The following is a 16,126-nucleotide window of genomic DNA, read 5'->3' on the forward strand; positions in this document are numbered from 1 at the left end:
TTGCTCACCCGGAACTGCGCGACGAGCTCGCCGAGGCGCTGGGCCTCGCTCGAGAGGCTGCGGGTGGCGGCGGTCGCCTGCTCGACCATCGCGGCGTTCTGCTGGGTCATGCGGTCGATGCTGCCGACCGCGACATTGACCTGTTCGAGGTTCGACGCCTGCGCGGCCGCGGTCTCGGCGATCTCGTTCACCTGCGCCGTGACCGAGCCGACCTGCGCGACGATCTCGGCGAGCAAGGTGCCGGTCTCGCCGACCAGGCTCACCCCGTCGCCCACATGGGCGGTCGACTTGTCGATCAGCGCCTTGATGTCGCGCGCCGCCTCGGCCGAACGCTGGGCGAGGGCGCGCACCTCGTTGGCGACCACCGCGAAGCCCTTGCCCGCCTCGCCCGCACGCGCCGCTTCGACGCCTGCGTTGAGCGCCAGAAGGTTCGTCTGGAAAGCGATCCCGTCGATCACGTCGATGATCTGGGTGATCTCCTTGGCCGACTGCTCGATCGCGCCCATCGCCGCGACCGCCTTGCCGACCACCGCCCCGCCTTCGGTGGCACGGGCATGGGTCTGGGCGATGGCGTGCTTGGCGCTGGCGGCGTTCTCGGCCGACTGGCGGGTGAGGCCGACCGTTGTGCCGACCGATGCGGCGGTCTCCTCGAGGCTCGCGGCCTGCTGCTCGTTGCGCAGCGCAAGGTCTTCGGATGCCGCGCGGATCTCGTCCGATCCGGTGCGCACGCTCCCCACAGTCGCGTGGACCGTACCAATCATCGTCTCGAGCCTGGCGACCGAGGTGTTGTACATCTCGCGCAGGTTCGGTCGCGGCTTGCTGCGGCGTTCCTCTTCGACAACCACTTCGGGCAGGGTTGCGATCCGGTACGTGAGGTCTCCCTGCGCCAGCCGGTCGAGCGCGGTCGAAAGCGTCTCGACAATCTCCGTCTGGGCAATCGCCCGCGATTTGTCGGACTTGAGCGCCGCGCGGAAGGTCTCGATCGCGCGGGTCATGGTGCCGATCTCGTCGTCGCGGTGCTCGGTCGTGATGCCGCTGTCGAAATTGCCCGCGGCCATCTCGCGCATCGTGTCGGCGGTGGCCAACATCGGCCACAGCATCCCGCGCCGCACCCACAGATAGGCGAACAGCAGCGCCGCCGAGAGCAGCATCACCGCCAGCGCCGAACCGATCAGCACCATCGCCGTGGTGCTCGCATTGCGGTCCGCGACCGCGGCGGACAGCGCCTCGCTCTGGGTGACCAGATCGTCATTCGCCTTGCGGTGCGCGCGGTAGATCGTCAGCAGCCGCCGGTGCGAGGCGAGCATGGCCTCCTGGTCCCAGCGCTTCGCCGCAGGCTTGAGGCGCTGGTTGATCTCGTCCCAGAAGGCCTTGCCATTGGCACGGACGTTGGCGGCAAGCCCGGCCTTGAGGCCATCGTCAAGCGCGCTCTGCGCCCATTTGCGGTCAGCGTCCCAATACTGCTGTTCGAGCTTTGCCAGCTTCTCCTCGTTGATGGCATAGGCATCGCGGTGAATAGTCATGATGCTGGCGTTGGCGAAGGATTCGACCAGGAACATCGGCGGCGGCAGGATGTCCGCGCGGAAATCGGACAAGCGCTGCTCCTCGGCATCGAGCGCGCCGCCGTCGCGGGTGTGATTGATCCCGAGGCCGATCACGAGAACGATGATCCCCAGAATGCCGCACAGCGCCATTGCGCCCAGCCGCGATGTCTTCTCGATGGTCATGGCACTGGTCCCTGGTCTTGCCCCGCGGCAAAGTTCCGGCGCGGGCGGATTGCAGGGTGCGGGATAAGCCCATGATCTATAAGGCGGCTTTTCGCGAAACCTATGCGCAAGCCCCTAGGGTCGGCCGCGCCTATAGCGGCAAGCCCCTAGCGCCCCACTTCGAATTTCTTCGCTGCTCGACGTCTATCCGGCTGCCATGACCCGCGCTCGCGAGTGCCGTCGGACGCATGGTGTCCGGGCTCCGCGGCGCCTCCTGAGAGGCTGAGCAAGCATGGCCAATGTGAGAGTACTGGTTGTCGACGATTCCGCCGCGATGCGCGCGCTGTTCTGCGACATCCTCGACAATGCCAAGGGCGTGACCGTGTGCGGCACCGCCAAGAACGCCGACGAAGCCCGCGACCAGCTCGAAAAGCTGCGGCCCGACGTGCTGACGCTCGATGTCGAGATGCCGGGCAAGAGCGGGATGGAGTTCCTCGAGGAGGTGATGGAAACGCGGCCGATGCCGGTGATCATGCTGTCCTCGATCACCCAGGCCGGCACCGGCACCGCGCGCCGCGCGCTGGAGCTGGGGGCGGTGCACTGCTTCCCCAAGCCGCTGCACACCTCGCGCGAGGAGTTCGATGCGACTGTCCGCCAGCTTGGCGATATTGTGCTGAAGGCGGCCTCGGGCGAATTGCAGCCGGGCGGCGGCGATGCTGCGGGCGGGGGTGGGGGCGCGAAGTATCGATCCGACGGCCGGATTGTCGCACTCGCCTGCGGGGCGGCGGGAATCGAGAGCGCACGCCAGGTGCTCGCCGCCTATGACGCTGGCTGCCCGCCCACGATCGTGCTGTTCGATGCCGATCCCGCTGCGGTCGAGAACGCGGTGCGTGCGATGCGCCATTCGCTGCCGTGCCAGCTGGGCGATGCGGTCGACGGGGTCAGCCTCGAACCGGGCAAGGTGTGGCTGGCGCATGATCCCACGCGCCACGTGATCGTCGAGGCGGGCGAGCCGCCGCGTCTGCGTCTGGTCGAGCGCGATCCGGTCAACGGCTGCCGCCCTTCGGCCGACCTGCTGTTCGGCAGTCTGGCGCGGAGCGGTCTGCCCGCACTGGGCGGCCTCCTCACCGGCAGCGGCTCGGACGGGGTGCGCGGGCTTGCGATTCTCGCCGAGACCAAGGGCAAGATCTTCGTCCAGCGCCCCGCGGACTATGCCCCGCGCGATCGCTATGATGCCGTGCGTGCACAGGGCCTCGACCTCGCCGATCTCCGGCAGGAAGCGATCCCCGACTGGATCCTCGAGGCGACTAACGCGGCTGGTTAACAATTGGCTAACTGATCGTTACCAAGCGCTTGATTGCGCTCGACTTCATCGGCCCTGCGCCACCAGATCATTGCCAAAAATGGCGGAATTCCGCCAAAAATCGAACACAAAAACCGGCGCTGTTGATATTTTGTCACTTTCTTGATCCGTAGAAGCCCCTATACGTCCCCCTACTAACTGGGGGGAAATTGGTGATGGCTAACGGCACTCGTCGCGTCGGCGTGCAGGCTTTTTCGCGCGGGAGGCTGGCGGCCAGAACGTCCCCCTTGTGGCACACCACAGCACTGATTCCGGCCTTCGCCGCGCTCGCGGGCGGGGCGATGCTGCTGGCTCCGACGGCAGCCCATGCACAGTCAGCCGATGGCGCCGGGAACGGGGGGGCAACCGATCTGTTCGGCGGCGCTGCGGGCGCCAGCAGTGACACGGGTGCAGGCGGAGCGGGTGCTCCCGGCGGCACCGGATCGATCGCCGGTTCCGGCGGCGGCGGCGGCGGCGGTGCCGGCACCACCGGCGGTGCAGGGGGCAACGGAGCAACAGGAACGGCCGGCGGCACCGGCGGGGCCACCCCTGGAGCTGCGGGCGGAGCCGGGGCCGACTACAATTTGACCGGCAATGCCGGCGGCGGTGGCGGTGGCGGCGGCGGCGCCCATGGCTTCGTCGGCGTCGAACTCCCCGGATCGGCCAGAACCGGCGGGGCTGGCGGTGCCGGTGGTGCTGCCACTGCTTCCGGCGGAGCATCGGGCGGCGGGGGCGGGGCCGGCGGATACGGCGCCGTGATCACCGCTTCCGGCGCGCTCGGAACCGTGGGTAGCGCCATTACGGGCGGCGCCGGGGGCGCGGGCGGCAATACGGCAGGGACGTCGAATGGCACCGCGGGCAATGGCGGACGGGGCGGGATTGGCCTCGTCTTCACCAATCCGACCGCATCGAGCGTTACCATCAATGCTGCCGTAACAGGCGGGACGGGCGGCGCTGGCGGGACTGGGCCCTTCAGCCAGCGCAACGGATACGCCGGTGCCGGCGGTATCGGCATTCGCGCCCAGAATCTGACCATCTCGATCGGGGCGGGCGTATCGGTGACGGGCGGCAACAGCGGCGCCGCGCCTAATCCTGCCTCCATCTTCGGTGCGTCCGGAGGCGTTGGCCTGTTCGGCTCGGGTATCACGCTGAACAATGCCGGCACGATTTCGGGCGGGCTGGGAACCGGGCCTTTCGGAAGGGCCTTCGCGCTCGATCTGTCCGGGATCAACACGATCACGAACATCGGCACGCTGGTCGGCGGGGTCAATATCGCCAGCGGCACCACGACCTTCGACATCGCCACCGACCAGACGCTGGCCAACATCATTTCCGGCAACGGCTCGCTGACGAAGCGGGGGACGGGCACCCTCACGCTCGAGGGCGCGAACATCTTCTCCGGGCAGACCACCGTTGCTGCGGGAACCCTGGTCGTCGGGAATGTGGCGGCCCTCGGCAACGTGGCGGGCGGGACCACGGTCGAGAGCGGCGCCACGCTCTCTTTCTTTTCGTCCGGCAACTACAACGAAGCCTTCACGATCTCCGGCACCGGCGTCGGTGGTCTCGGCGCGCTTCGGGTTATCGGCCTGAGCGCCCGTCTGCAAGGACTGCTCACGCTTGCCGCCGATTCCCTTGTCAGCGTCGGCACCGGCCAGCTGCGCATTACCGGCGGGGTCACGGCCAATGATCACGACCTCACGATCTACAGCGACAATGTCGCCGAGCTCTCGAACCAGGTCTCGCTGGGCACCGGCAAGATCATCAAGAACGGGATCGGCGGGCTCGGATTCTATGATACCGATGCCGAGATCAGCGAGCTTGTCATCAACAGCGGTGTCGTCCAGTTCGGCGCTCCGGGGGGCTCGGCCAACAACGCGATCATCGACAATGCGCGGGTCACCCTCAATTCGGGCACGATCTACCTTTCGGTTTCCGAAGCGATCGGTTCGCTGTCAGGCGCGGCAGGCACCCTGATTACCGATTTCAGCGGGCCGGCCACCCTGACCACCGGCGGCGACGACACATCGACGACCTTTGCCGGGGTGATCGGCGGCCAGCTTTCCCTCGTCAAGTTCGGATCCGGTACCTTCACGCTGACCGGCGAGAACACCTACAGCGGCACCACCACGATCAATGGCGGCACGCTCCAGATCGGCGATGGCGGCACCACCGGCTCGCTGGGCACCGGCAATGTGTCCAACAACGCCAATCTGGCCTTCAACCGCTCCGACGACATCACCGTCTCCAATGTCATCAGCGGCACCGGCTCGCTGGTCAAGGACGGCGCGGGGATCCTCACGCTGACCGGCGCGAACAGCTATAACGGCACGACGATCATCAACTCCGGCACCATCATCGGTGGCAGCACGACTGCGGTCGGAACCGGGACCGTGCGCTTTACCGGCACGGGCGCGCTGAAGACCGGCGCGGGCAATTCGCTGACGGTGAACAGTGTCGGGATCGCAGCCAATACGGACGGCACACTGGCCGCGGCGGCGGGGCAGACGCTGACGGTTACCGGTCTGCTGTTCCTGCCTGCTCCCACCACTCGGGGCATCCTGCGCATCGGCACGGCGGGTGATACCGGCGAAGTCGCGTTGCAGCTTTCCAATCCTGCAACGAATTCCGGCCTTCGGACGATCGTGCAGGGCGGAACCTTCGTTCAGGCGTCCTCAGGCGCGGCAAACATCTTCTTGAACGCCCTGGGCGGGTTCGAGATTGCCGCCGGGGCCACGCTTGACCTGAAGGGCCGTTCCGCCGGGGCCGTTGATCTGTCCGGCGCGGGTACGGTCACCAATTCGGGGACGGTCCCCGCCACCTTGAATATCAGGCAGACTGCGGAAACAACCTTCTCGGGCATTATCCAGGATGGCGCGAGCGCTACCAGATTCCGGGTCTTCCGGCTCGGTTCGGAACCCAATGGCAAACTGATTCTCACCGGCAACAGCACTTTTTCCGGTGTGACGGATTTCGTCACCATCAACCCTACAGTCGATCCGAATTACGGCATTCTGCAGGTCGGCAATGGCGGCACCACGGGTTCGCTCGGTACCGGCGACATCCAGTTGAGCCGTGGCTATCTGCGCTTCAACCGTAGCGACGACGTCGTGGTGGCCAACAGGATGTTCGGGGTCCTTCCGGGTGATATCGGGATTCTGGAGCAGTTCGGTCCCGGCACGCTGATCCTCACCGGCGAGAATAGCTCCAACAACAGGACGCTGATCACCGGCGGCACGCTTCAGGTCGGCAACGGCGGCACCACCGGCACGCTGGGGAGCGGCGGGGTGACGCTCGGCGGCAATCTGGTGTTCAACCGTTCGGACGACATCACCGTTGCCAACGTCATCGACGGCACCGGCCAGATCTTCAAGCGCGGCGCTGGCGTCCTCACGCTTTCGGGGGCGAGCACCTACAAGGGCGGGCTTACCATCGAGCAGGGCACCGTTCGCGCGACCAGCGCCGCCTCGCTCGGCGACGGGACCGACATCAACGGCAACGTCATCACTCTGGCTGATGGCACCAAGCTGCTGTTCGATTTCGACGGCAGCATCGAAATTCCGCTCGGACTCCAGGACGGGGCCGATGCCACCATCGCGGCCGCGGCAGGGCGGACTGTGACGACCGGCTTCACGTTCCTTCTCGGCAACACGATGCGCTATGGCAGTGCGACCGATACCGGCACGATTATCTTCAACGGCAATATCGGCCTCTTCCCGGGCCTTCCGGCGCCGAACATTTCCATCGACGGCGGCACGCTGAGAATTGGCGGTATCGGCGGTGCCTTTCTTACTCAGGGGGGCCGTGACACCGGCACCTTCAATATTGCCTCCGGCGCGACCCTGGATGTCAACGGGCAGAGCCTCCAGATCAACCAGCTGAGCGGATCGGGTACGATCACCGGCGGCGCGGGCGGGCCGCTGACGCTGACCACCAGCAATGCCTTTGCAACCACCTTCGACGGTTCGATCCAGGACGGGACTGGCGGCGCGGTCAGCCTCATCCATGCGGGCGGCAACCTGACGCTGGGCGGCAAGAACATCTTCACCGGCGGCACCGCCATCAACGGCGGCACGCTGGTGCTGACCGGCACGCTGGCGGGCGACGTCACCGTGGGCGGCGGCACGCTGAGCCTCGGCGGGCTGAACAATGTCGGCGGCACGATCACCACCACCGGATCGGTGATCGACTATGCCGACGGTGCTTCGAGCAATGCGCCGATCGTGCTGAATTCCAACACCACCCAGTTCCAGGTGCTGACCGGCATCGCGGAACAGAGCGGCGTCATCTCCGAGACCGGCGGCGCACGTCCGCTCGAGAAGATCGGGGCGGGCGAGCTGATCCTGTCGGGCGTCAACACCTATTCGGGCGGCACGACCATCACCGAAGGCGCACTGTCGATCAACGCAGACGCGGCGCTCGGTGCGGCGGGCACGGGTGTGACGATCGGCAATGCGACGCTGGGCAGCTTCGGAACCTTCACCTCGGGCCGCGCCATCACGCTCACCGGTGATGCGACGATCAGGCCCGAGTCTCTGACCGATCTTACCCTCTCGGGCGTGATTTCGGGCAGCGGCTCGCTGACCAAGGGTGCGGCAGGTGTGCTCGTCCTCACCGGCGACAACACCTATGCCGGCACCACCACCATCTCCGGAGGGACGCTCCAGATCGGCAATGGCGGGACGACCGGAAGCCTCGGCGCCGGCGATGTGACCAACGATGCGCGGCTGAATTTCAATCGCTCCGACAACATCACCATCGCCAACAATTTCGGTGGCACTGGCACTCTGTTCCAGTTCGGAGCCGGCACGCTGACGCTGACCGGGTCGAACACCTATAGTGGCGGCACACGGATCTTAGCTGGCAACGTCTTCGCCGGAAGCGCCGGCGTGCTCGGCACGGGCCGGATCGGTATGGAAGGCGGAAACCTCCGTCTCGGCTTCGATGGGACCCTCACCAATGCCGTGCGCTTTGTTGCGGCAACGGGCGCGATCTCTGCCGAGACAGGCAAAACGGTCAACCTGACGGGCGACATAGTTGCCCTCGCTGGTTCGACTGTGCGTTTCGGTTCGGCCACCGACACCGGGACGTTGATCGTCTCGTCGCGCAGGGGCACCGCCACTTCGGCTTTCAACATTGCTTTCGATGGTGGCACTGTCCGGCACGGAAGCGGTATCTTGAACTTTTTGCTTGCGAGCGGTTCGCAAGCCGGTGGCACGATCACACTCGCATCGGGCGCTACGGTCGATCTCAACGGTTTCAGCGGAGCCTGGAGCAATGTCAGCGGCACCGGCATCATCGCCAACACCGGCGCCTCGGCCACGCTGAACATCTTTAGTTCGACCGCCTTCAACGGCACCATCGACACCGGCGCGAACGGGATCACGCTCGGGGGGGACCTTGGCGGCACGTCCTCGATCACCAAGACCGGATCGGGCACGCTGACGCTGACGGGGGCCAAGACCTACAGCGGCGGCACGACAGTCCGGGCGGGCACGCTGCAAGTCAACACCACCGGTGGGGCGGGCACTGGCGCGATTATCCTGTCCGGCGGCGCTTTGCGCGGCGGTGCCAATGTGTCGCTCAGCAACGGTATCTTCACTTCAGATAACACCGTAAACACGATTTCCGCAGCGGCCGGCACTACGCTGACGCTTACCGGCTTCATCGGTGTCGGCAGCGCGACAACCCGCTTTGGCACCGCGAGCGATACCGGTACCGTGGTACTGGGGTTCAGCAACGGCCAATATCTTCCGCCCTCCAGCCTCAGCATCGATGCGGGGACGGTCCGGATAGCTAACTTCGCGGCGCGCAGCTATCTGAATATTCACGGAATTCAATCCGGCGGGGGCGTCAATGTCGACGGCACGCTCGACATCAATGGTATCGGCGTCAACCTGCGCCAGCTGACCGGCTCGGGCACGATCACGAGCGGAGCTGGCGCAGCCACGCTCACGACGTTCAACACGCTTGCCAACACGACCTTTGCCGGGGTGCTGCAGGATGGTGCAGGTGGCGCGCTCAGCCTGACCCATCAGGATGGCATCCTCACCCTGACCGGCGCGAACACCTACACCGGTGCAACCACTATCCGCGGCGGTACGCTGGTGGTGAACGGTTCGCTCGCATCGGGCGTGACCATCAACGGCGGCACGCTGGGCGGCACCGGCACGATCGCAGGCCTCGTCACCGTCAACAGCGGCGGCGCGCTTGCCGCGGGCAACAGCCCGGGGACGATCACACTCGGCGCGCTTGATCTCAACACCGGGTCGACCACCGTGTTCGAACTGGGCGAGGCGGGCGTTGCCGGCGGGGCCAGCAACGACCTCATCCGCGTGACGGGCAATCTCGGCCTCAACGGCGGCACCATCGACATCGTGCGCGGCGGCGGCTTCACGTCGGGCCAGTACACGCTGTTCGAATACAACACCCTGTCGGGCGCGGTCACCAACCTCACGCTCAACCCGCTGGGTGGCGGCTTTGTCGGTGGCCTGGCGCTCGGCACCAACACCGTGGTGCTCAACGCCGCGGCTGCGGCCGACCTGATCTACTGGAACGGCTCGACCACCTCGCCCACCGGCGCGGTCGTCGGCGGCAGCGGCACTTGGAGCCGCACGGGCACCAACTTCACCATCGCCAACGGCGGGGCGAGCGGGCCCTGGGCCGGCAACGGCTCGGTCGTGGCGTTCGACGGCACCGGCGGCACGGTCACCATCGCCTCGGGCGAACTGCTCTCGCCCTCGCAGATGAACTTCCGCGCCGATGGCTACATCATCAACGCGGCGGATTCGAGCGCGGGCCTCGTGCTTACCGGCCCGACCGGGGTCGATGCCGGCACCGGCGTGGGCGCGACGATCAACGCGGTGATCTCGGGCACCGGCCCGCTCACCAAGACCGGCGCGGGCACGCTCACGCTGGGCGGCGCCAACACCTACACCGGCGACACCTTCATCACCGGCGGCACGCTCGCCAACACCGGCACCATCGCCGGGATCGTCCGCAACAGCGCGACCCTGACCTCGACCGGCAGGCTCTCGGGCGAGCTGATCAACAATGCCGGTGCCACTGCCAATCTTGCGGGCAACGCTGTCCAGATCAGCAACTCGGGCACGCTCAACGTCACCGGCAACCTCATTGCGACCGGCGCGCTGTTCAACGTTCCCTCGGGCACGGTGACGATCAACACCGGCGCGATCGCGGACTTCACCGGCGAGATCTCGAACGGGGGAACCGCGGCCAATGCGTTCACCATCAACGGCACGCTGCTGACCGACGGGCGCTTCACCAACCAGTTCGGCGGCAACCTGCTGATCGCCAACGGCGGTACGCTCGATGCGACGGGCGGGGTGTTCAACACCGGCGGCGCGACCCTCGTCAACAACGGCACGATCGCGAGCGCGGTGTTCACCACCGGCAGCTTCACCTCGACCGGCAGCCTGCAGAACGGGATCGAGCTGGGCGCGATCAGCGCGGTCGCGAACCTGGAAGGTCAGGTGAGCGGCACGATCATCAACCCGGGCACGATCAACCTCACCGGCACCACCTTCGGGATCGGTTCGGTCCAGCAGGGCGGCTTGGGGGTGTTCAACCTCGGCGGGTTCAGCACCAGCTTCGGCAGCCTTGCGGGCGGCGGCACGGTGAACATGAGCACGGCCACCCTGACCGTGGGCGGCAGCGGCCTTTCGACCACCTTTGACGGTGTCATCACCGGCACGGGCGGGTTGGTGAAGAGCGGCAGCGGCACCTTCACGCTGCGCGGCGTCAACACCTACACCGGCGAAACGCGGGTCGAAGCGGGCACGTTGAGCCTCGCTTCGGGCGGCGTGATCGCGGGCCGGGTGCGCAACGAGGCGACCTTCACCAATGCCGGCACGGTCAACGGCCGGGTGATCAACCTCGGCGATCTGACCTCGACCGGGACGATCTCGGGCGGCTTCTCGCAGTTCGCCGGCGCGAACGCGACCGTTTCGGGCACGATCAACGGCGATATCAGCACCGCAGGCACCTTCACCGTCAACGGCAACCTGTCGAGCAACGACTTCGGCCAGTCGAGCGGTTCGGGCCTGACCCGGGTTCTGGCCGGGGCGAGCTGGACCGGTCTGACCGGCTTCACCAATGCCAGCTCCAACGCCACCGGCCTTGTCATCGCCGGCACGATGGATGTGGACGGGATCGTCACCACCCAGACCGGCGCGACCACGATTATCGGCGGGGGCGCGACGCTCACCGCGGACAACATGGCCAACCTCGGCACGGTGACGAACAACGGCACCGTCAACAGCGAGATCACCAACTACACTACGCTCACCAACAACGGGACGTGGAACGGCGGCCTCTCGCAAGGTGCGGGCACCGCGACCAACAACGGCACGTGGAGCGGGTTCTTCCTGGTCGACGCGGGCGGCACGGTCACCAACAACGGCGCCTGGGGCAATACCAGCGGGCTGCTGTCGGCGGTCAACAACGGCCTGTTTGAAAACTTCGGCACCCTGACCGGCGGCGGCGTGGTGGTGAGCGGCGCCAATGCCGAATTCGCCAACCGCGTTGGCGCACTGGTTTCGCTGGCCGCCGGGCAATCGCTCACCGCCGACACCGGCGGGACGATCACCAACGCGGGCGACGTCACAGGCACCGCCCGGATCAACGCCGGCGGCGTGCTCGACAACCTGTCGGGTAGCAGCTGGAGCGGATCGATCATCATCGCCACGGGCGGCAGTGCCGGGAACGCCGGCACGATCGGCGGGGGGGTGACCAACAGCGGTCGCTTCACCTCCACCGCGACGGTCAATGGCAGCCTGACCAACCAGGTCGGCGGCGTGGCCGAATTGTCCGGCGCGATGAACGGTTCCGTGAGCAATTCGGGCCGCGTGACCCTGACCGGCACGACCACGGGGATCGGCGCGTTCAGCCAGATTTCGGGCGGTGTGTTCGATCTTGGCGGGTTTGCGACGAGTATCGGCAGCCTTTCGGGTGCCGGCTCGGTGCTGCTGCGCGCTGGCACGCTGACCGTCGGTAGCAATGGCGCATCGACCTCATTTGCCGGAAGCATCGACGGCACTGGCGGTCTGGTGAAGACCGGCACGGGGACCCTGACCCTGACGGCGGCGCACACCTATACCGGCCTGACGACGGTGAGTGGCGGCAAGCTGGCGCTGGACGTCAATGCCTCGCTGGCGGGCGCGGTGCGCAACGATGCCGCGTTCGACAACCTCGGACTGGTCTCGGGTCTGGTGACCAACAACGGCGAACTGCTCTCGACCGGGCGGCTCGCGGGCGGGCTGGTCAACAGCCTCAACGCCTCGGCGCGTCTGGCCGGGACCGTCAACGCGGTGCTCGACAACCGCGGCGCGGTGACGCTGGTGGGCAACCTCGGCGCTGGCACCGTGACCCAGACCGCGACCGGCAGCTTCAACCTTGCCGGCTTCGTGGCGACGCTGGGCAGCCTTGCAGGCGCCGGTTCGGTCCAGCTGGGCGCGGGCGGTCTCCTGCGGGTCGGCACCGATGGCACCTCGACCAGCTTCGGCGGGGTGATCTCGGGCGCGGGTTCGGTGGTCAAGCTGGGCGGCGGCACGCTGACCCTTACGGCCATCAACACCTATACCGGCGGCACGACGATCGATGCCGGAACGCTGCGGCTGGCCGCAGGCGGCGAAATCGCGGGCGGGGTCAACAACTTCGCGAGCTTCTTCAACGAAGGCACGGTGCGCGGACTGCTGTTCAATGCCGCAGGCGCGAGCGCAACCAGCAGCGGTTCGTTGCTGGCAGGCGTGATCAACGAAGGCACCTTCTTGTCGACGGGGACGATTGGCGTTGGTTTGCAGAACAGCGGTTTTGCGGAGGTTCGCGGCGGGCTGAACGGGTTTGTGAACAACAGCGGGACGCTTGAGCTGACCGGTGTGACCACGGGGATTGGTGCGGTGGTTCAGACGGCGGGGGGTGTTTTCAACCTCGGCGGGTTTGCGACCAGCATTGCGAGCCTTGCGGGCGCCGGTTCGGTGAACCTGGGTGCGGGCGGGTTGCTGACCATCGGCACGGGCTCGGGCACGACCACCTTCGGCGGGGTGATCTCGGCCGGGGGCGGGGTGGTCAAGGTCGGGGCGAGCACCCAGATCCTGACCGGCACCCAGACCTATGGCGGGCTGACCGAGGTCAACGGCGGCACGCTGGTGCTGGCGGGCGGGACCCTCACCGGCTCGGTGGTGAACAACGCCAACCTGGTGGTCGACGGTCGCCTGCTGCGCAACCTCGGCAACAATGGCACGGCGCAGATCGCCGGGCGGATCGAGGGGACCACCTTCAACACCGGGACCATCACCAGCATCGGCGAGACGGTCTATGCCGGCCAGTTCATCCAGACCGCGACCGGCAGCTTCGATCTGGCGGGCTTCAACGCCGCGATGGGCAGCCTTGCGGGCGAGGGCACGATCCGGCTCGGCACGGCGTCCCTCACGGTGGGCGCGAACGACCTGACCACGCGCTTCGAGGGCGTGATCGAGGGCACGGGCGGGCTGGTCAAGACCGGCGGCGGCACGCTGACCCTGACCGGGGTGAACACCTACACCGGCACGACCTTCATCGAGGAAGGCGGCCTGCAGCTGGCCAGCGGCGGGCGGATCGCCGGGGGCGTGAGCAACCGCGCGAGCCTGTTCAACGCCGGCACCATCGCGGGCGCGCTGGCCAATGCGGCGGGCGCGAGCGCGACCAATATCGGCACGATCGCGGGCGGCGTGAACAATGCCGGGACGCTGGTCTCGAGCGGGACCATCGGCACCGGGCTCGACAACAGCGGCACGGCGCAGCTGCGCGGCGCGGTGAACGGCTTCGTGACCAACAGCGGGACGATCACCCTGACCGGGACCACGAGCGGGATCACCACCTTCAGCCAGACCGCCGCCGGCAGCCTCGACCTGGCCGGGTTCGACACGAGCCTCGGCGCGCTGAGCGGCGCGGGCAGCGTGGCGCTGGGCACGGGCGAGCTGACCGTGGGCAGCGCGCTGCTCAACACGACCTTCGCGGGCGTGATCAGCGGCGCGGGCAGCCTGGTGAAGACCGGGGCGACCCGCTTCACCCTGACCGGAGCCAACACCTACACCGGCGGGACCACGATCGCGGAAGGCGCGCTCCAGCTGGGCGAGAACGGGACCACGGGTTCGATCGTCGGCCCGGTGGTCAACAACGGCGCGCTGGTGGTGAGCCGCAGCAATGCCTATACGCTGGCGAGCGTGATCAGCGGGACCGGCGTGGTGGTGCAGGACGGCACCGGCACGACCACGCTGACCGGCGCCAACAGCTACAGCGGCGGCACGCTGGTCAACCGCGGGCGCCTGGTGGGCACCACCACCTCGCTCCAGGGTCTGATCCAGCTCAACGCCAATGGCACGCTCGAGTTCGCGCAAGGCGCGGCCGGCACCTTCGCCGGATCGCTGGCGGGCACGGGCCTGTTCGAGAAGACCGGCGCAGGGCTCCTCACCCTCACCGGCAACAGCAACGGCTTCACCGGCGCGAGCACGGTGCGGGTGGGCGAGCTGCGGGTCAACGGCGGCCTCGCGCGCTCGGTGGTGACGGTGCAGAGCGGCGCAAGGCTGTCGGGCACCGGGGTGATCGGCGGGCTGATCGCGCAGAGCGGCTCCACGATCGCGCCGGGCACCAGCCCGGGCACGCTCGGGGTGGCGGGCAACGTCACGCTCCAGGCGGGCAGCACGGTGGTCTACGAGATCGCCGCAGGCGCGCCTTCGGACCTGATCCTGGCGACCGGCACGGCGAGCATCAACGGCACGGCGGCGTTCACCAACCTCAGCGGTGCCAATGCCCACGTGTTCAACTCCGAGATCGTGGTGCTGCAGGCCGATGGCGGGCGGACCGGGACCTTCGCCAATGCCACCGGGCTGACCGGGTTCGGGATCATCTACCGGCCCGAACTGGTCTATACCGGCACGCAGGTGCGCCTGCGGTTCGCGCCCAACACCCTCGCCAACATCGTCGGCGGGACCACGGCGCTGACCGCCAACCAGCGTTCGGTGGTGAGCCGCATCGATGGCGCGGTGGCGGCGGGCTACAACCCGCAGCCGCTGTTCAACATCTACATCCTGCCGGCCGCCCAGCTGCCGGGTGCCTTCGACCAGCTCTCGGGCGAGGTCTATGCGACCGCGGCGGGCGTGGGGATCGAGCAGGAGCGGTTGCTGCGCGAGGCGGTGCTCGGCCGTGCGGCGAGCGTGGCGGCGGCAGGGCGCGATGCGCCCGAGGCGGCGAGCGGGCTTGGCGCATGGGGCCAGCTGTTCGGCGGCTGGGGCAATGGTGACAGCGACGGCAATGCCTCTGCGTTCGACAGCGACCGCGGCGGCTTTGCGACCGGGCTCGACTATGGCCGCGCGAGCGAGAGCGGCAGCTGGCGGATCGGGGCCTTCGGGTTCCACGTCACCAGCGACGTGACGATCGACCGGCTCGGCTCCTCGGCCGAGGTGCGCCAGTCGGGCGGCGGGGCCTATGCCTCGCTCACCACGGGCGCGTTCAGCGCGGCGGTGGGCGGCTACCTCGCCGCGGTCGATCTGGAAGGCTCGCGCAACATCGACCTGCCCGGGTTTACCGAGACGCTGGCGGGCCGCACGACGGGCGATGCGCGCCAGGCCTTCGCCGAGATCGCGTGGACGATCCCGGCGGGCAAGAGCACGATCCGGCCGTTCGTGAGCGGGGCGATCGGGAGCTTCAAGCTCGACGCGCTGCGCGAGACCGGCGGAGCCGCCGCGCTCGACATGCGCGCACAGAGCTACAGCACCGGCTCGCTCACCGGCGGGCTCGATGCGATCGTGCCCGCGGGCAAGGGGGTGCGCCTGACCGGCACGCTCGCCGCCCGCGCGCAGCTCGGCGACCGCGACCCGCAAGCAACCCTCGCGCTCGCCGCCGCACCGCAGCAGGCGTTCGCAGTGAGCGGCGTCCAGCTCGACGACGTGGCGCTGGCCGCCCGCCTCGAAGCCGACTTCGACCTCGGCGACAACGTCGGCCTCGCCCTCGGATACTCCGGCCTCATCGGCTCCACACTCCAGGACCACAGCGCAAAAGCTACCCTGCACGTCGTGTTCTGAGG

3 protein-coding genes are annotated in these 16,126 nt (G+C 67.7%); 2 read left to right on the forward strand and 1 reads right to left on the reverse strand.

The window, feature by feature from the left end:
• Positions 1–1,727 (reverse strand): methyl-accepting chemotaxis protein (locus BZF57_RS19330; protein ID WP_086740922.1); only part of this gene is annotated, 1,727 nt, incomplete at its 3' end.
• Between the two features lie 271 nt (positions 1,728–1,998).
• On the opposite strand from BZF57_RS19330, the gene BZF57_RS19335 reads away from it, so the two are divergent.
• Together BZF57_RS19335 and BZF57_RS21015 are read left to right on the forward strand one after the other, a co-directional pair.
• Positions 1,999–3,030, forward strand: a complete 1,032-nt coding sequence (locus BZF57_RS19335) for a chemotaxis protein CheB (RefSeq protein WP_086740923.1) — start codon at positions 1,999–2,001, stop codon at positions 3,028–3,030.
• Between the two features lie 194 nt (positions 3,031–3,224).
• A complete protein-coding gene (locus tag BZF57_RS21015) occupies positions 3,225–16,124 on the forward strand; it encodes an autotransporter-associated beta strand repeat-containing protein (RefSeq protein ID WP_156076273.1) in 12,900 nt (4,299 codons plus the stop codon).
• The last annotated feature ends 2 nt before the right edge of the window (positions 16,125–16,126 follow it).

It is taken from the genome of Erythrobacter colymbi (assembly GCF_002155685.1).
Lineage (GTDB): Bacteria > Pseudomonadota > Alphaproteobacteria > Sphingomonadales > Sphingomonadaceae > Erythrobacter > Erythrobacter colymbi.